We start from the raw sequence: 19,719 nt of genomic DNA, 5'->3' as shown, positions 1-19,719 counted from the left end.
TAAGCCATAGTGGTGAACAGAAACAGCTGTTTTTCTATTTCAACTGTAAGGTGTAATTTCTGATCGCAATTATTTTACAAGGGGCGTTTTTATACGTAGACCTACCATAGGGCTAAATGGATACATTTTTTCAGCTAATCTCATGGTCTGTCCACACCATTAGTAAATAATGCCTTACGGCTTAGATCTACCAATGGTGGTCATCCTTAAATGGAGCAATTGCGTGAACAGGCACCGCTATTAGTGACCTAAACGACACATACGATAATGCGCTTTTAGCAACTACTAAAGGTAGCTTCAAGTGCATAAATTAAATCTTGCACATCTTCAATGCCACAAGATACACGTACAAAACCACCCGTAATACCAATCGATTTTAGTTGGCTTGCATCCATTGCTCCATTAGACATTACGGTAGGATAAGAGATCAAACTCTCTACACCACCTAAATTGGCGCCAAAACTCCATGGACGACGCAATTCCTTCATAAATTTTTTACTTGCATCAGCTCCTCCTTTTAAGATAAAGTATAGCATACCACCATGCAGTCCATTTTTATGTTGTTTATCTGCTAATGATTTTTGTGAAAAAGAAGCCAAGCCTGGATACCCCACCTCTTCTACCTGAGCATGTGCCTCTAAAAATGTAGCAATCTTTGCTGCATTTTGGGACTGTTCTCGTATGCGCAAGTGCATGGTTTTAATCGATTGTAAGGTAAAAAAAGCGACCATAGGACTCATAATACTCCCATGCCTATTTCTATAAGAAAAAATTTGAGGGCCATCTTCTGCAGAGGCACAAGCTACTGCACCACCAATGGTTATATTATGTCCGTCATAGTATTTAGTTGTAGATTGAATGACTATATCGGCACCAAGTGTTAAGGGACAAATGACCATAGGAGAGGCTAGCGTACTATCACAAACATGTCTGGCACCTACTTGGTGGGCCAAGCCACTAACTGCAACCAAATCGGTTAAAGAAAGGGTAGGATTAGTCGGATATTCGGAAAAAATTAATTTAGTATTGGACTGTATAGCCCCTTCTACCTCAGACAGATTACTAAAGTCTACAAAAGAAAATGTCACACCAAGCTGACCAAAAAGCTCACGTGCTACCTCTTGTGTAGTGCTGTAACAACCATTTGAGAGTATACAATGGTCCCCATGACGCAAAAAAGTGGCCATGGTAGTAACAATAGCAGCCATCCCTGAACTGAAACAATAAGCGGCTTGTGCTTTTTCTAAAGTAGCAATCTTAGCCTCAAGTACTGAAACAGTAGGGTTTCTGGATCCAGAATAAGAATGCCCTTTTGCTAAATAAGTTTCAATTGAGTCTTGTACAAATACAGATGATTGAAAAATAGGTGTAAGGATAGCACCTGTATGTGGTTCCGGACTTACACCAGCATGTACTAATTCAGTCGCTACTTGTAAGTGGCTACTAGCCCATGTATGGGTGCCAATAGAGGAAGGTGATAATGAATTAGACATAGAAAAAAGATCAAATAAAACAAAAAAGAACAATACAGACTAGCCCATTTTTTCTACTATTCCCCGCAAATTAAAAAAATAGCTTGGAAAAGAAAAGTAAGCACGCTCCCATGAAAAATGTAAGGGACTAGAGATAAAGTCATTGAGAATATTTAAATTTAGCCATTACACTTTTTGATTGCATATGAAAATTCATTCTGTTTCTCTTGTATCCAGTAATCCATCTTATAAAACATGCCCTCAAGAGACTAAGCCAGAGGTTGCGTTTATAGGTCGTTCAAATGTAGGCAAATCTTCTTTAATCAATGCACTTTTACAACGGAAACAATTGGCAAGGGTTTCTAAAATGCCTGGGAAAACGCAACTTATTCATCACTTTTTAGTTAACAACCAGGTTTATTTTGTAGATCTTCCAGGATATGGATGGGCACAAGTGGCTCATGCTACCAAACTAAAGTGGGAAAAAATGTTACGAGACTATCTGTTACATAGACCCAATATGGTTACCGTTTTTTTGTTAATTGATGCCAAAATTCCGCCTCAAGCCATTGACCTTGCTTACATGCGTTGGATGGGTGAACACCATATTCCTTTTTCGATTATCCTTACAAAAGCAGACAAAAAACATAAAACAGTAGCTCAAAAACATCATACAGCTCTAATGCATAGCTTGCAACAAGACTGGGCAACTATGCCCCCTATATTTATGATTTCTGCACACAATAGACTAGGCATAGAGCAGTTACTAGATTATATTAAATTAATTACCAAATAAAAATATAATTAACTATATCTATTCAGCCTCATAGCGTATCCATGCTTGTCTACCAAAATTTCTTAGTATACGCAAAGCTAATACCAAAAAGCGCCAGGTTAGCATCTTTGCTTTGCAAAGGTTGTTGATAAAGCTTGGCATGCATGTTATAAGCTTTGGTCACACGATAGGCAATTTCCCAATCATTGATAAAACGAGAGTACCTGCCCAAGGTACTGGAAAGTTTAAGACGTTCTGATAGCAATAGATAGCTTATTTTAATTTTTGTTTTTTGGAACATATTTTCTTCTTCATCTTTAGATTGATTAATGCCTAAATCAGTTTCTATCTCTAGGTTATCTTTGATTTTAGATACTAAGTTTTGTATTCTTTGAGAAACTAAGTCATTGATACTATTTCTTAATGCATCTCCCCTATCTATTGCTTGCTCATTATAGACCCTTTTAGCTATTAAAAGACTTAAAATCTGCTTATTTAGATAATTTTTATCTAGTAATGCTTTTGAGGCACATGCTTCTAAGGCACTATTGAGTTCAAAATCCATGCTTTTTACTGGGAAAAAAAGTTGATAAGCAATATGTGGATGGGCTAATCTACCATAGGCAGAAAGGCAAATTTCCACTGGAATAGGGCGCTTATCATTAGTTTGAGGATAGAGTTCTGCTATAGAAGCCGTTTGTCTGTAGCATGCTTCAATATGCGCAATTCCTTCTTGGGGATAACCATTAAAATTCACCTGGCTATTGGCAGCAATGGTAAATGTTTTTTGAATTAAGTTATAAACAGAAACCGTGTAAGTACCACTTTGAAAAAGATAATTGCCCATTACGTATGGTTTGCGATTGGTACCTACTTCTAACTGAATGTTGCCAGTTCCTTGCCCTTGTAAGACATCATTCATATCGTTATGAGACGAACCAAATACTACTTGAGTCTTTATAGTAGGTAGTATGACTAGGTCAAGCACCAATTTAATAGCTGGGTCATTTTCATCTTTAGCTACCCTATATGGCTGCTCTTTGCACTCCTTGTTATAGACAAACTGCACCAGTTTGGTTGTGTTATCTAAATTTTCTTTATCGTGTGCCACAATCGTACAAAGTCCTTTATCAGCTGTAATCTGCATTTTAAGTAATAGATCATAGATAGAACCCTCCATTTGCAAAGCGCCACTAGCATATAGGTCGCCATAAAAGTCAGCGTTATCCATGCGGGTGGTATGTAGTAGATGAAATGTTGCCATGCGCCCTGAAAGCATTACAGGAAAGCTATTTTGCATGGCAATATAGCCAGATAAATGAGCATGTCCCGATCTACCATCCCGAAGATGAAGTTGTTTAACATATAAGTAATTGTCTTGGAGTTTAATTTTTCCATTTGCTTGGTAGGAGGTGTTTAAGTAGTTAATTGTCAGTTTTCCTTTATCTATTATTCCTTTACCATTTACCTTGGGTGCATTTAAACTACCGGTTAGCTGAAACTGTCCACTTAATTTTCCAGTTATATCAGAACAAACAGAGGCAAAGAAAAGATTGAGTAGATCTAGGTCCATTTGGTTAAATATAGTAGTGATGGCCAAGTTATCAGAGGGTTTCATAAAATGATAGGAACCATTGAGCTTTAAAAGTTGCTGCTCTGCCTTTTGGAGACTACCTTCTAACACCAACTTATTTTCTAATAGATTGCAATCTACCTTGGTACTAAAAGTACCTACATTATAGCCCTGAATGGTAGCATCTTTTAAAGATAGCAAGCCAGTTGCTATGATCTGACCTTTTCGACGATGGGCCACTAACCTAGTATCTATTATACCTTTACACGGGCCTGCTGGTGAAGCATAATCTAATACAAGATGGTCTATAGTGCAGTGTAAAGGATCTTTTGTTGCCGATTGAGTCAATTTACCACCAATAGAAATAGACTCCTGACCACTCGTTATAGATAGATTACCAATGGCTATAACTGCTTTAGAAATACAACTGGTACCCTCCATTGCTATGGCCCATATTTTCCCTTTAGTGGTTAGCCTAGAAGGCAGTAGATCAATATATACTGCCTGATCCATCAGAAGCCCTGAACAGGCTATAGACAAGTGGTTATCATGGTTGGATAATTTTTTTGAAAAAGTAAAATTATGCTTATCCATAAAAAATTGCAAGGATAAATGATCTGTTTGAAATAGCTGGTGCCAATCTTGCTTATCGGAAGAAATAGCCAACTCAACCAATCGCTTTTTACCATTCATCAGATGGCCCATATTTAATTTGATTGTAACATTTTTCATGTTACACTTCTTAAAACAGAGAGCTGATGCCATAGGTAGATCTAAGGAAAAATGATAATCTGTATCGTAAGCAAAATGACCTGAAAAAGTTGTAGCAGAAGCTATATAGCTGTCATTAGAAAACCAGTTTAAGATTGGCCATACCTTTTTGCAGTTGATGGCATAATCTAGATGAAAAGGCGCAGGTATAGCAATCTGTTCTACTGGATTTTTAAATCCTTTAATCAAGTACTTTATATGCTCGAACAAGTCGCCGATGTTAAATAACCCTTGTATGCTACAATCTACAAGTGGAGAAGTAAGGGTTAACAACTCTTGCCCCCCCTCCTCTTGGAGGTTGATGGCAAGTTGTTTGCAGACCACTTTTTTTGCCAAACCCTGTAGGTTACATCTATTGAAGATAACTACTCCTCTTGGAGATTTATTTAAAATATTTTTGATTTTTAATGAAAAATGTGTACTAACTAGCAAAGGATTTGCTACAATACCAAGCTTTTCTAGATGGGCTTGTTCTATAGTACCGTGGGCCTTTAAACTTTGTTCACCGGCCATATGATAACTGCCTGCTAAGGCTAACTTTGCACTGGGATCTTTGCTATGTAGCTGAAAGGTCGCCCTAGCATTGGCCATGATGCAGGAGGCTTCTACTGCTTTATAGCTATAGCCACTCGTCTTGATGTCTGTTAAATGGGCCACTACTTCTAGCTTATTCAGATGGTCTCCTTGCACTTTTAAATCAACTCTCCCAGAAAGGGATCGAATAGGCAGTATGGGTAGGATGGCATCTATGGCTACCCCATGCAAGGTGAGGTAACCCGTTACATCTTGATTCGGTTTACCTAGATGATGCAAGTTTAGGTCTATTTGTACAGTACCTAGCTTAGATCTCTGATTAGATCTCTTTAGCAGCTCGATTGCTAATGGCCATTTTGCTGTCGAAGCTTTTCGATGCTCCTGAAATAGACGCAATACATTTGCGTGTGTTGGGCTGTTCAACTCCGCTTCTCCTAAGAATAATTCATCACCAATAACGCTGGCAGGCGGTCTATTGGTTATAATCTGTCCCGTTAATCTAGCTTTTTGGGCATTTCCCACAAAGGCAGCATTAGTTATATCAACATATCCGAATCCTAATTTATTAAAATATACTGATGGTTTTTTAGGGAGATCGCCCATATAAACCTTAGCCGTTTTTACTAAAAAATCTGCATGGACGCCATCATAAGAACCTGTACTCTGAATACAGCTATTTGATGCACCAAAAACTAGCTGACAATTTTGCCATTTCATGGCCTGTGGACTTAAGGAAAAGACCCCATCTAATTTATATAAGATATGGGGACCCTTAAAAAAGTCTGAAAACTTACTTAACTCAATCGAAGATAGCACTGTTGTATGCAATACTGCATCCAATTCAATATTTTCTTGGTCAGCGAAAATGGAAAATTGTTTGGTATGCTTGAGTATAAAATCGCCCTGTAGGTTACTATATTTTGTAACCAAATGACATTTTTTTAGCATAATAGACTGATCACCAATAGTAAAATGGGCCATCAAGTTTTTTAACGAGAGAGGGATACCATTTATCTCTTGGTAAGAGAGTGTAGTTAAGTGGCCTGAATGATGATCTGCAAAAGAGCGAAAATGGCTTATACCTAAGGCTATATTTTTTACGCTAATCGTTTGTTGTTTTATGGGATTATGGTAGTATAAATTAATGTCATTTAATTGAATGGTATCTATAGATAGATCTGTATTGGTTGCTGGTATAAAAGGTAAAATGACCTTGGTATAAAAGGTGGAAATATTTAACCCTTGCTCAACATGCTTTTCGAGATGAACAACGCCACCCACCACTGAAAGAGAATGAATAATATTAGATCCTAACAAGCATAGATCTAATAAATTAAGCTTACCCTTACATAGATGAATAGCAAATAAAGGATTACCCTGAGGATCTCTAACCTCTACACCCGCCAATTTAACCTGGCGTAACCAGGTTAAACGCAGGGCATCACATTTAATTTGGTAATGAGTGGTTTGATGCAGATACGTGCATAAACTACTAAGCAATCTTTGCTGAACCGGAGGCAGGTGTAATAGGCCCAATATGGTTACTAATAGTATGACTACAGCACATAATAAATTCCTAAATAGCTTTAGATACCATCTTTGCATGGCATAAAAAGGCTGTTTTATCTTTTTCAAAACAAGTGAGGTAATACGATAATAATGCAATTATAAGATTAATTAAGGCTAGGTGCAATCTTTTACCTACCAAGCCCTTGCATGTCTCACACACGCTTACCTCACCAATGCAATTTTTATAACCGATTGTATAGCATGCTATGCAATCAGCAACACCTACCTTATATAGCTCTTTTAGTATCAGCACTAGCCCTAATAGCATCAAACGTAGGATGATTAAACCTTGCGTGCTTTATTTTTTTCCAATCAGATGTAAAAGGAGGCATCTCCGGACACCTTAAACCAAGAAAATTATAAGGGTAAGGGCAAGGGTAAAAGCAAGGGCAAGATTGAGCGTCAACAAACAAAAAAAACATCAAAAATTTTGACGCTGTGTGTAGTGCATTCGATTGTGGCATCCAGTAATTACTTTGTGGACGTATTGGACCTGAGCCTAATAATTGTTTTGTATGAACACAGGAAGAGAAAGTATAAAAAATGAATAGCCAGGTGAATAGGCTCACACTAGTATAGGTATATTTTTTTTTCATGGTATTGCTATTTAATGATGGTATAATTAAGGTTAACCAGTAAGTGGCCAAGTGACATCTACATGTGCCATCAAAACAAGTAATCTATCCTAGGTTATTTAGGTAATTGGATGATACCTGTTCCAACTCTTACACAACTTCTAGAAAGGCGGAGTTACTAGGATTAAACTGGGCTAAAGCTGAGTTGAGTTTAATGTTTGGTTCCATTCATATAGTTGTACTAGTATAATACTATCATTAACGAATGGTTGGCCTGGTTGAGATGCTACTGTTTGATTAAGCATAGAAGTGTTAGTCTGCATAGCAACCATACCAGATAACCTGCTTTGGCGAAACATGATCCAAAGTGGGAAAAAAGTCACCCATGCTATCCCTATTAGCATGGGTACAAATTTTATTAAACAGTCACTAACTCTTCTTTCTGGTTGATCAAACGGACCATTTCGTTGCTGCTGATGCATCTCTAATGATTCTCTTCTATGCAGGCAAGACAGACAAGAAGATAAGGTATATAGGCTAAACAGCCCGATAAATAGACTAAGTCTAGCGCATGTGTATTTTTTGTTCATAGTATTGATATTGAATTGTATGCTATAAAATGACCATTCAGCAGAAGACTTTTAGGTAATACCCTAAATAATTTCCTTATAAGGTATTCGTATTGATCCAACCTGCCTAAATGTTTAATAAGGCAAAAAAGAAACCTTAATAGAGTAATGACAACAAGATACTTGCTTTTTATTCTCATTTGTTACATTACAAAAAAATAATAATAAATCCAAAAAAAATAAATCAATAATTAAAAAACCTTACAAAAAACGGTTAAATGTTATCTATTGAGCAATATAAACCAGCATACCAATGCTAAGAAAGTAAATATGATTATGCTTTTTACCCAAGGCTTGATTTTTAGGGCTACTTTTTGACTAAGCAAAAAATAATTTTAAAAATTCATGTTTTAACAATGCCGTGAACATCCCTCCCAAGTGGACTTGTATTATTATATAAATTTACATACTATCTATTGTGGATAAGTTATACAAAGCATAAGCCCTACTAACCTTAAATATGATCTATTCAAGCTTTCATAAATCCATAAATTTATATTGTAAATCATTATAATAATAGAGAGAAAGAGAACATGAAAACAAAAAAAAACAAAACTATAAAAATCTTAGCAACGAATTTCCGTTCATTGTATGGTACTTTTTTAGTCTTAGCTGGCTCGAGTTTCTGTAACCCCAAAAAAGAGATAAAATCATGTAGTTCATTACAGCAGAAATATGAAAGTGAAGGCGTAGAAAATCCAAGCTATATTCTTGATCAAGATGAAAAAGAGGAAGATACAACAGAGAAAAAGGCAAAAGAGGAAGATACAACAGAAGAAGAGATAAAAGAGAAAGAGGTAAAAGAGAAAGAGGTAAAAGAGAACGCTAACGCTAAACATAGATTAGAGCAAACAACATCGCCGCAAACCAATGTGCAACCCAAAGCCTCAAGAACAGAACAAGGCCCAGCAACAAGTGAACCACCCATAGCAGGTAGTAATAAACCAAACCAATCAGATGCTATAGTAAAAAATGTCACAAGTATTGACACTAAACCTGGCAATAAGTTAGCCAAACCAAGATTAGACCAGACAAACGAAAACAAAAAGGGGAACAGCGAAAATATAATAACAGGCAATCAGGAGAAAAATAGGGAAATAACCTACAATCTCGAAGTTGATAAGGGGCAATTAACAAAACGTAAAAATAAAAGTACAAGCACAAGAGACAATAACGAAAATAAGGAAAATAAAACAAATACGAAAAGAAAGATCGACCAAGTAGCTGAAAGTTCTAATGACTTAAAAAAAACAGAAACGTTACAAAATCATAGTCCATTATCATGTATAAATGCTCCAAATCAACTTTCAAATGGCTTGTCATCTCAAGGTATTCGGCGAAATATGAAACATAGAATAAAAAAATTAAAAGAGGGAATAGATATTTTAATTAAAAACATAAAAAATCTAAGAAAAAATAAGGAAGTGTCTCTAGTCTTGCAGGCAATAGAAAAAGAGCTACAAGACCTTAAAATCGTAGGGGAAACAGTAACAATAGAGGAGGAACTGCAAGGTACAAAAGTGGCGCTAAGCCTAATAAATGCAAAATTAAAATCTGCGAAAAAAGAAAAAAGTCAAGATATAAGCGAGCATGAGGCAAGGCTTACTAAATTTGAAATCAATTATAATGAGATTAAAGATCAAATAGCTAAACACTCAATGGCGTCAACTTAAGGGTGGTCACCATTGCTTGAACAGATACATGCTTTGAACAGGTACAAAAATTAGGCTTAGCTTACCAGCAAGCTAAGCCTAATCAGGAATAAATATGAGACCTCTTTCAAAACTTACTTTTACATTACAGTTTTGGTGTCAAAACTTGTCTATACTACTCAAATACATTAAGTATCTTGCAGCGCTTGACTATGCTTTTTCCAAAAATGGCTTATGGCAAATAGATTTTGCAAAAGGTCTATTATAAAAAGCACTAATGGAGTTCTATTTCTTCTTCATTTTGGTTGATAAGCTTATAATCTGTTACTGCCATTGAAGAATCTTCAACCAATGTAACCCACCTACCATATTTTAGGAACCATCTAAATCGTTTAGAGATGAAATTTTTGGTAAAATAGGCATACAGATAAGGATGTACTAAAAGGCTTATACCTTTTTCGTTCTGATTCATCAAAACAAGGCGCAAGTTTTCTTCAATTCTTTCTGAAACCAATATAGAAGCATCGATCTTTCCTGTACCATTACAAGATGGGCAAAGTTCTCTTGTAGCTACATTCATTTCTGGTCGCACCCGCTGCCTTGTAATTTGCATGATGCTAAACTTAGACAATGGCAAAACAGAAGTTTTAGCACGATCTTCTTTCATCAACTCTTTCATTTTTTGATAAAGGAGCTTGCGATCTTCTATATCCTTAATGTCAATAAAGTCCACTACGATAATCCCTCCCATATCACGCAACCGCAACTGCCGTGCAATTTCTTTTGCGGCAGCCAAATTGACATTTAAAGCCATTTTCCCTTGCCCTTCTTCATCTACAGCTCTATTACCGCTGTTTACATCAATCACATGCATAGCTTCGGTATGCTCAATGACTAAATACCCGCCTCCTTCTATACCAACTGTTTGACCAAAGAGGGTTTTTAGCTGCCGCTCTATGCCGAGCTGTTCAAATAACTTGATCTTGCTTTGATGAAATTTAAGAATTTTCTCTTTGTCAGGCGCAATAGTATGTATGTATTGCTTTATTTCACTATAAAGGAGCTGATCATCTACAACAATGCTGTCGAAAGATTCATTGAGCATATCTCGCAAAATCGTATAAGCTCTGTTTACTTCCCCTATAATTTTTTCCCCAGGCAATGCCGTAACTAGTTGCTCCATCCCATTTTTCCACTTATCGATAAGATCTCTTAGGTCTCTATCTAATGTGGCTACATCGATGCCTTTGGCCACAGTACGCACAATTACACCAAAGTTTTTAGGCTTAATAGAAGCGATTAAACGGTGTAGTCGATCTCGTTCTTCGGCATTGGTAATCTTTTTAGAAATACTAATCGTATCCACAAAGGGTATAAGTATCATATAACGACCAGGTAAGGTCAACTCGGAAGCTATACGAGGCCCTTTAGTTGAAATAGGCTCTTTTACAATTTGAACCAATACCTCTTGCCCTTTGGCCAGTAGATCTCCAATTTTACCAAGTTTATCTATGGGTGGCTCAACTACAAAGTCAACTAGATTTTTTATGTTGCCTTGTTGATGCCTAACAAATTGAATGGCTTTCTTAAGAGAATTGAATTGCGGACCAAGATCCAAATAATGCAAGAAAGCATCTTTTTTGTATCCTACATCTACAAAACTGGCATTTAAACTAGGTACAACTTTTTTAATAGTACCCAAATAAATATCTCCTACCTTAAATTTATTATCTTCTTTTTCTACCTGATATTCAAAAAGATCTCCATCCTTTAACAGTGCTATTCTACAATTATCATCCATACTATTAATTATTAATTCGTTACCCACGCGCTCATTTTTGTTTACGTTTTTACAGAAACCTAGGAAGCAATTAGTAGCATGTTGAATAAATAGTTAAGCAAAGCAGATAATAATGCTTCTTGGCACTTAAGTGCTATCTATTTTTCTTTTTATGTCTATTTAACCTAAGACGTTTTTTACGCTTATGTGTAGCTACTTTTTGTCTTTTTCTTTTCCTACCACAAGGCATTTTACTAAGATTTCGTAAGTTATATATATATACTACTCTAAATATTATAGAAAAACCTGCTTGCCTATTGTTCTGGTAGACAAGAGGATTCTATATTGTTTACGTTTGAAAATATAGTCCATTAACGTAACTAATGTGTCAGGCTTTGCTGAAAGCTCTATGCGATTTAGGCACTTGAGCATTGATTCCTCCAATTTACTGTTTTTTTCTTTAATTACATGCATATTGCTCATGATTCTAACACTATAGCGCCATTATCATGGCTACAAAAAGAGGTTACTGAGATGCTTTTATCGTTTTGTAGGATAAGTACCATTGTATTTGACCATAAATACTTATGCCTGCTAGAATCAGGTAATGCATACTTAGCATGATAGCCCCGGCTTGGTAACAAGCCAATAACATAGCTATATAGCGCAACAGAGCAATTACCCATCTTTCTAATTTTTTATGCGACATCAACCACTTGTCCATAAAACCAAAAGAAAAATAATAAGTATCCCCATATGATACTGCACGAACATATTTACCCATTATAAAGTGCCAACCAATCCCAACCAACATACTAATAGCGGTAATAGAGGCAAGTGTCTTATGAGATGTCCTACTCACTTGTACAGGTTTTCGATAAGTGGTGCCTTTCCATCTCAGGTAGGCATATAGATTAAAGAATATAAAAATAATGCTATAGATTACTTTGCCATAAAGCGATCTAACCGAATAGATGTAAATATTTGCACAAGCAATAGGAAAAGCCAAAATTTTACTCCAAATATTTTGGCGTGTTTCTAAAAAATGGGCCAAAAAGGATACGACTACTACGATAAATTCCAATAAACTTTGTGCATCATGGATAAGCCACTTTACTGCACTGATAATAGTTTCCAAAAGTTGATGGATCATTGTATATAAAAAGTAATGAAATGGAAATTAAGACATATAATCAATCTTTGATCATGTCAATAGACTTTTTTCGAAATGCGCTGCCAGCCAAGCCTAATGGTCTGTCTGGATCGGTTGTTTAGGTTCAAGTTGGTTACCATTTGGTTTGAGTTGCCTATTAGATTGTGTGTGAATTTTACCTATTAATTCATACACCTCTCGAAAAGGTCTTTCAGACAAAGCTTTAATAATTACATTTACCTCTTCGATATCTAACCTGAGTGCTATTGTATTGGGTTGCATATGCTTACGAGTTGCTTAAATTTTAAGATTAACAATAATGTATGTTTGAGTTGTATAACAAAGATTTCTTCTTTAAAAAGGGTAGCCAATGTTCAAGGTAAAAACCGGTTGTAGCTTTTGTTCCCTGTTGCCAGAAGGCTTATGTAATGGAAAAGCCAGATCTCCACAGAGTACAAAGGTATTGTAAAAATTTAATCTTAATCCAAAACCACCTCCTACAGCAAAGGCTTTGTAGAATTTATGAAAATAAAACTTCATTTTGGGATCTGCCTCTTTGGATAACTGCCACGTGTTACCGATATCAAGGAAAAGTGCCCCCTCTAGATAACCAATTAATTTTCGACGTAGTTCTATGTTACCTAACAAGAGCAAATCACCTTTTTGTTGATCCTTGTTATCTTTCTCTACTTCGTAGACACCAGGACCAATTACTCCCCTATCCCAAGCCCGTACGCTACCATGCCCCCCTAGAGCATATTGCTTATCTGGATGAATGGTATCTGCTGATTGGTAGCCGCTAACAATACCTAATTTAGCTTGGCAAGCTAGTGTAGTATAGGCTGTAAGGTTAAAAGCATGCCGATACCCTATATCAAACTTAATATATCTATATAATTGTAAATACTTAGGTAACATTTGCTTAGAAGCAAGAAGGTGTTCAAACAATCCTCCATGCTCCATGCCTATTGCAACCATCCATCGGTATCTGTCTAATGAATATAAATATAAGCCAGGATTAGCCGCTCTTATAGTAGCTGTGTATCCTATGCTAGTCAAAAAAGAGGGGGAACTTGGTTTTACTTTAAGCTTATCTATTTTTATTGGATCTATGGTTTGAGGGTAATCAAATACTATTTTGATAGGTGTCAATTGATAGGCAATATATTGACTAGACCAATCATAGTTTAATGCAGTATCTATTTTTTGGCTACTGTAAATAGGATTTTTGGTAAAACTATAACCGAAATCAATGGTGGTACTTGGACTAAAGGTTTCCAATATCAGATTGGCTCTTTTAGGTAACCAGAGCATAAAACGCGGTATGGTAAACTTACCACGTAATCCATATGCCATATGTTGGGAACTATGATGCGATGTGGCTGCTATTAAATCCTCTCTCAGCGCCACACTTGCTTCTATATTGAGTATACCTAGCCCACCCACTCGCCTTATAGTAGGGATTAACTTCATAGTAGGGCGGAGCCGCTTAAGATTTAAGTTAATAGACTCCAAACCAAGTTCCGTTTGGAGCCTTAGGCGCTCATAAGGCTTTGCATGAATATAAATGACCAACTGGTCTGCTTCTATTTTGGGTAAAATCGCAATAGACTCAAATGTAGCAATCCGATAGAGCCGTTCATAGGTTTCTAGAATTTTACTTTTATTATAAAAATCACCAGGCCTCAACGGTATTTTGCTTGCCAGATCATCTAACGGATATCCATCAGATGGAATCAAAAAATCAAGATCTTGACATACTTTTGTTTGCAGATACGTAACACTTGATTGATGGTCTTTTTGGTTGGTCAGATCTACCACAACACGACCTATTTTTGTTTTATGGTAGGCTTCTGTAGCATCAGGTATGCCTACTATAGTAGTAACCGCTATGGTGTGATCATCCGGTGATACATCGGCTTTAAAGTAAACATACTGCTCATCAAATTCAAAATAGCCATTATCAGATAATAAGTTTATAATGCGCTCTTGTTCATTGATAAAATCTTGGTATTGATAGGGACGACCTACCTTGATAAAGCTTTCTCCACTATGACTTACTAATAAGTTTTTTATTGCTTTACAAGCTATTTGTAGATTTATTGAAGCAATTTTATATAGACTTTTTTGCTTTATGTAATAGGAAACCTGTACTTTTTTATTTTGAAGATCAGTTTTACTGGTTACTTCAGCATCTAAATATCCTTTGGAATGGAGGTAGTTTAAAAATATTTTTTCATTATGTTGCACATAAGTGGGGTTATAGTATAGAGGTTTGGCACCCATGCGCATTAAACGGTTACCATTTGCCGCTATATTTTGTTTGCGTTTAATAAGTCTATCGCGCTTGGCAGTTAACCTAATTTTTTCTTTTTCATTGGTTGCTTGACTGATTCGGTAGTCATAAGTTGCCTTAATGGAGGCTATTTCATTATTGATTTTTTCAAGATTGAAATATTTTTTTCCCCACTGATAGAGCCATTTGTCAATGGGCATTCCTAAAAAAGTAGCACCTGGTTGGTAGATAGAATGTTTTTGCAATGCTTTTTTATGGGCATTGTTTAGACCTATAATAACCTCTTTAATTGGTAAAGCTTCATGCGTGATGGCCTGTAAGCTACTCCCATAAATGGATAGCAGCAGGTGTATAATAAATGGTATAATAGCTTTCTTCTTGCCTAAGAAATACGTTTTCAACTTTTTATATTAAAATTTAGCTTTTAACAGGGAGTTGCAAGCGGACAATAAAAATACGAGATAGCATAGAACCATTTGTAGCTTTTTTACAAAGCACAAAAAGCCTAATGTCATATCAAATAAATGTAGTATGTTTGACCAAAGTATTGCTACAACAGCTGCTGAATAGATGCTCATTCAAGTACTAAAAGATCTAGGCCATTTTTATTTTTTAAACCTATAGACTATGACCGATAATACAGAAAAATTAAAAGCGCTACAAGTCACCATTGACAAGTTAGAAAAAACATATGGCCGTGGAGCGGTTATGCGGTTAAGCGACAATCATGTAGTAGATATTCCGGTTATTCCAACAGGCTCTCTCGGTTTAGACTTAGCCCTAGGAGTAGGTGGTATACCCCGTGGCAGAATTATTGAAATTTATGGACCAGAGTCTTCTGGAAAAACAACACTTTCTTTGCATTGCATTGCAGAAGCACAAAAAAAGGGTGGTTTAGCAGCTTTTATTGATGCAGAGCATGCCTTTGATAAAAGCTATGCGGAACGTTTGGGTATAGACACAGAAAACTTGCTTATTGCACAGCCAGACGATGGAGAACAAGCCTTGGAAATAGCGGAACATCTGATTCGCTCTGGCAGCATAGATATTTTAGTCATTGACTCTGTAGCAGCCTTAGTCCCTCGTAGTGAATTAGAAGGCGATATGGGTGATAGCAAAATGGGATTACAGGCACGTTTGATGTCGCAAGCCTTGCGTAAACTGACTGGAACAATTAATAAGACAGGGTGCTCCTGCATCTTCATTAACCAACTTAGAGAAAAAATTGGTGTGATGTTTGGCAATCCAGAAACCACTACAGGCGGCAATGCATTAAAGTTCTATGCCTCTGTTCGCTTGGATATTCGCAGTGTAACCTCCTTAAAAGAGAGTGATGGAACCGTATCAGGCAAACGCACACGGGTTAAGATTGTAAAAAACAAAGTAGCACCTCCTTTCAGAGTGGTTGAATTTGATATTGTCTATGGGGAGGGGATTTCTAAAGTGGGGGAACTCATTGATATTGGAGTAGAATTGGGTATAGTCAAAAAAGCAGGTTCTTGGTTTTCCTATGAAGAGCAAAAACTTGCCCAAGGAAGAGAAGCCAGTAAAGAAGTGCTAAACGACCATCCAGACCTTTTTCACAAACTAGAAGCAGCTATTAAAGAAAAAATTGCCCACACTATGTCAAAAACATAGTTAAATATATTGATTTTCAATTTTTTGCTTGGCTTTGTATTAGTTTTTAACTAGATTTGCAAAAGCAAAGTCAGTAAATGTAGGGTAGATTACCGTGCATTAAAGAGGCTTTGTTTAGCTTAGAGGTAAGCAGCTTCCTATTACGGCTTACTAGCGATTATATCGCATAGCGTTAAACCTAGACAACTAAACACAAACAATTGAAAATCAATATAAATAATATGAAAATAACAAAAATATATGCGCGTTCTAAAGCCAGTCTACTGGTTGGCTTATTAAGCTTGCATACATTATCTTCTTGTGTAAACACAAGGCAAGCGTTGGGTATGGGCGATAAGATCGAGATGCAAATCACGGCTCCATTAGTTGGCCATAATGGCGGCCAATCCTCCGAACAAAACGCTTCAAATGCCTCAAACAATGATACAAGAACGCTGCTTGACAAACACCAATCTGGTGAGTGTGATGGTAAACCTGATTGTCCTTATTGTTATTCCGCCTCGGAATCGATCTGGGACCAAACCGAAAGCATACGAAAGTGGATATTTTGGACGTGTATATTAGGTGGCTCCATAACACCATTCGCATATTGGATGATAAACGAGTTATTACCTAAAGAATCATATCCTACTACACTGAGCAACTCAACGTTCACCATGGGCGGAGGCAACGTAACGGAAACTACGCCTCCAGGATTAATAGGAGCAAGTACTGTAAATACAATAGATTTGCCTATAAACGAACTAGCGTTATGGTTATCCAATGGAGCTCCGGCTGTCAAGGCTTTCACAGCAGCAAGCAATATGTTGGCCACAACAGCAATCAATACGTTTTTCAAAGGAGCAGGTAATATGTTGGCCAAAGCAACAAGGAATACGTTTTTCAGCATTTTCCCCAACTTAGCAAGCAATAACGAAACTTCGACTATCTCAAATAAAGTTGAGCCTAAGGATGGTGCTACAACACAAGGTTATCCTAATGAAAGTATCCAGAAAAAAGGAAAAAAGTTCGCTGAGAAAGGACTCATAGTTAAAAATACAGATGATGGAAAGACGAAACTTCCTGTTCCGAACCAACCTGATTCTAATGGGCAATCTTCGTTGCTTGATTACATCAAGGGATTTAATGTCAAGGGACGTAATGAAATTAAGGTTATAGACGAGGCACTTCTATCTCATATTGACGCCTTGACTAGCTCTTTAATAAAAGTAAATGTTATAAAACATATGCTTAGGAAAAACATTATAAGTAAAGATGCAAAGGATAAAAACGGGACATCTATATTGTGCTATTTACAGTATTACTATAAGGCTTCGTTCAATGGTGTAAACCATTTAAAAGCAACAGAAAAGCACCCTATTGTGATAAACAAATTGGACGAGTATTATAAAACGTTCAATGAAGCGAATGCAAATCAGCGCAGTGGTAAAGCCTTTTACAAAAAGCAAAAACGCCCCTTGTAAAAAGTTGCGATCAGCAAGCAGAGCTTACAGCTGAAATAAAAAAACAGCCTGTTTGAAGCCCGCACAGCGGGCTAGTTCTGTTTTTCCAGCTGTAAGATTTGCTTGTAGCAGCTTTTTACCGAGGGCTTGATTTTTTGCTTACTTTTTTATCAAGAAAAAAGTAAGATAAAAACACCTTATTTACCACTGATTTGAACATGTACAGACAAAAATGTCTTCATGCAGGCTCAATTTTTACGATAAAATCTTTACAATTTTTTATTTCAAAGCTCTTAAATAACTCAATAAACAATGAAAACGATAAAAAATAAAATAGTAAAAAGTACAAGCATCTTAGCAAAAGCTCTATTGTCTGCTGCTTTATTGTTTTCAGTTGGATGCGGTCAAAATGGATGTAGTAAAAACAATTTTACAAAACCTAAACTAAGTCCAAATAGTGGTACAACAAACGGTACATCAACGACTAAACTATTAGATATAAGTACTAAAGATGACGATAATAAACCATTAGGTGACTTAAAACTTAGCGAAACTAAGCCTAAGGAGTTAAGCGGATCTGGTGACACAGTTCCGCGCAGTGAATCAACGCCATCATTGCCACTAGGTCCACCAGATACAAGTAGAAGCAAACCCATCCAAGAGATACCAAGCAAGCTATCGGATAGTACTCATCTAGTAACCAAGACGCACAATCACGATACAGGTGGCAAGACAGTACTTGGCTCGAATGCTACAAAAAAATCATCTAAAAATACACCAATAAACGATCTAAAGCTTTTAGAAAGCCAGTTACAGCATTCAATAGAAACGCTAGAAGATACACTAAATGAGATCCAAAAGATCAAAATTCAAGGTATAAAAAAGCAAATGCCTGGCCAAATAGAATATACAAATGATGTGGACGGACAAGCTACAGTGAACCAAGCTTTACAAAATATCAAAAAATTTAAAATTGATATAGCTAAACCTAAAGAAGAAAACAAAGAAAACAAAGAAAAGCTTTTCAAACAAAACCTTGAAGAACGGAAAAACCTGACAATTAAGCTGTACTCTTATATGAAGGATCCTAACATAGACCAAACCAGAAAAGAACAACATATGAAAGATATGAATGAGTATCTAATAGAACTCAATACTAAGGTCACAGCTGCTAAAAAATTACTTGGATGCTTGAGTATTAAACAAAAGCATGTCTTAAATCCGGCCATCTGGGTTTACAACCCTTGATAGCATAGCTTTTGGCTAACAGCCTTCTATAAGGGAATAACCGTGCAGTACATAAATGAAAACATGTGTTTCTACTGAAGCGCCATATTCCCTTATAGAAGGTCCTAATAGCCCCAAAAACCTATTCTATACTTATCTATGGAATATAAACAAGCAGATGTACACCACAAATGATAAACAAGACAGCAAATCTATATATTATATATATTTGTATCCGTTCACCCAATGGGGTCAACTTAAGATATATATTTAATTGATTAATAGATATAATGATATATAAAAACGCCCCTTGTAAAAAGGTACGATCAGAAAGCTCAGCTTACAGCAATTTTTTGCACAGGGCTTGATTTTTTGCTTACTTTTTTATCAAGAAAAAAGTAAGAGAAAAACATTTATAATCAAATAAAAAAAATAAAAAAATCCTTAAGTTGACACCATTGTCCGTTCACCACTGTGGCAGAAATTTGCTTTTCGGCCTGTTTCAGGCGTGATTTGTTTCCGTTCACCACTATGGCTTATGCTAGAAAAAAAAACGCGCCCTTTGAAAAAAGTGGCTGAAAGCGGAGTTTACAGATGAAAAGAAAAACAGTTGCCGGGAGGGATTGCAGGTAG

General features: G+C 36.4%; 12 protein-coding genes. 5 read left to right on the top strand and 7 right to left on the bottom strand.

Annotated elements, in window-relative coordinates:
• Positions 1-275: 275 nt before the first annotated feature.
• Positions 276-1,493: a trans-sulfuration enzyme family protein gene (locus tag MUW73_RS01860; protein WP_243018597.1), complete on the bottom strand. Its 1,218-nt coding sequence runs from the start codon at positions 1,491-1,493 to the stop codon at positions 276-278.
• A gap of 184 nt (positions 1,494-1,677) precedes the next feature.
• Here MUW73_RS01860 and yihA point away from each other — a divergent pair, with 184 nt between their 5' ends.
• On the top strand, positions 1,678-2,268 hold the full coding sequence (gene yihA, locus MUW73_RS01855; RefSeq protein ID WP_243018598.1) for a ribosome biogenesis GTP-binding protein YihA/YsxC: 591 nt from the start codon (positions 1,678-1,680) through the stop codon (positions 2,266-2,268).
• A gap of 49 nt (positions 2,269-2,317) precedes the next feature.
• On the opposite strand, the gene MUW73_RS01850 is transcribed toward yihA, so the two are convergent.
• The gene (locus MUW73_RS01850) at positions 2,318-6,730 is read right to left on the bottom strand and encodes a translocation/assembly module TamB domain-containing protein (RefSeq protein ID WP_243018599.1); all 4,413 of its coding nucleotides are present in this window, start codon (positions 6,728-6,730) and stop codon (positions 2,318-2,320) included.
• Between the two features lie 733 nt (positions 6,731-7,463).
• Positions 7,464-7,859 (bottom strand): hypothetical protein, encoded by a 396-nt coding sequence (locus MUW73_RS01845; RefSeq protein ID WP_243018600.1) that lies wholly within the window; start codon positions 7,857-7,859, stop codon positions 7,464-7,466.
• 572 nt (positions 7,860-8,431) lie between these two features.
• Between MUW73_RS01845 and MUW73_RS01840 the strand changes: the two genes are divergently transcribed.
• Positions 8,432-9,571, top strand: coding sequence for a hypothetical protein (locus tag MUW73_RS01840; RefSeq protein WP_243575200.1), 1,140 nt, complete (start codon positions 8,432-8,434; stop codon positions 9,569-9,571).
• Between the two features lie 253 nt (positions 9,572-9,824).
• On the opposite strand, the gene MUW73_RS01835 is transcribed toward MUW73_RS01840, so the two are convergent.
• From MUW73_RS01835 to MUW73_RS01820, 4 genes are all read right to left on the bottom strand, one after another.
• A complete protein-coding gene (locus MUW73_RS01835) occupies positions 9,825-11,378 on the bottom strand; it encodes an Rne/Rng family ribonuclease (RefSeq protein WP_243575199.1) in 1,554 nt (517 codons plus the stop codon).
• A 478-nt stretch (positions 11,379-11,856) separates the two neighbouring features.
• Entirely contained in the window at positions 11,857-12,483 is a 627-nt protein-coding gene (locus tag MUW73_RS01830) for a nicotinamide mononucleotide transporter family protein (protein WP_243018603.1), read from the bottom strand.
• A 93-nt stretch (positions 12,484-12,576) separates the two neighbouring features.
• On the bottom strand, positions 12,577-12,765 hold the full coding sequence (locus MUW73_RS01825; RefSeq protein ID WP_243018604.1) for a hypothetical protein: 189 nt from the start codon (positions 12,763-12,765) through the stop codon (positions 12,577-12,579).
• A 72-nt stretch (positions 12,766-12,837) separates the two neighbouring features.
• Positions 12,838-15,180 (bottom strand): BamA/TamA family outer membrane protein, encoded by a 2,343-nt coding sequence (locus MUW73_RS01820; protein WP_243018605.1) that lies wholly within the window; start codon positions 15,178-15,180, stop codon positions 12,838-12,840.
• 226 nt (positions 15,181-15,406) lie between these two features.
• Here MUW73_RS01820 and recA point away from each other — a divergent pair, with 226 nt between their 5' ends.
• The 3 genes from recA (at position 15,407) to MUW73_RS01805 (ending at position 19,107) form a co-directional block, all read left to right on the top strand.
• The gene (gene recA / locus MUW73_RS01815; RefSeq protein WP_243018606.1) at positions 15,407-16,417 is read left to right on the top strand and encodes a recombinase RecA; all 1,011 of its coding nucleotides are present in this window, start codon (positions 15,407-15,409) and stop codon (positions 16,415-16,417) included.
• Between the two features lie 221 nt (positions 16,418-16,638).
• Positions 16,639-17,880: a hypothetical protein gene (locus MUW73_RS01810; RefSeq protein WP_243018607.1), complete on the top strand. Its 1,242-nt coding sequence runs from the start codon at positions 16,639-16,641 to the stop codon at positions 17,878-17,880.
• Positions 17,881-18,171: 291 nt separating this feature from the next.
• Positions 18,172-19,107, top strand: a complete 936-nt coding sequence (locus tag MUW73_RS01805; RefSeq protein ID WP_243018708.1) for a hypothetical protein — start codon at positions 18,172-18,174, stop codon at positions 19,105-19,107.
• Positions 19,108-19,719: the final 612 nt, after the last annotated feature.

The organism is Candidatus Cardinium sp. cByotN1, assembly GCF_022810525.1.
Classification (GTDB): Bacteria; Bacteroidota; Bacteroidia; order Cytophagales; family Amoebophilaceae; genus Cardinium.
Note: the sequence above shows the minus strand (reverse complement) of the source record. Positions and strands in the feature narration are given on the sequence as shown.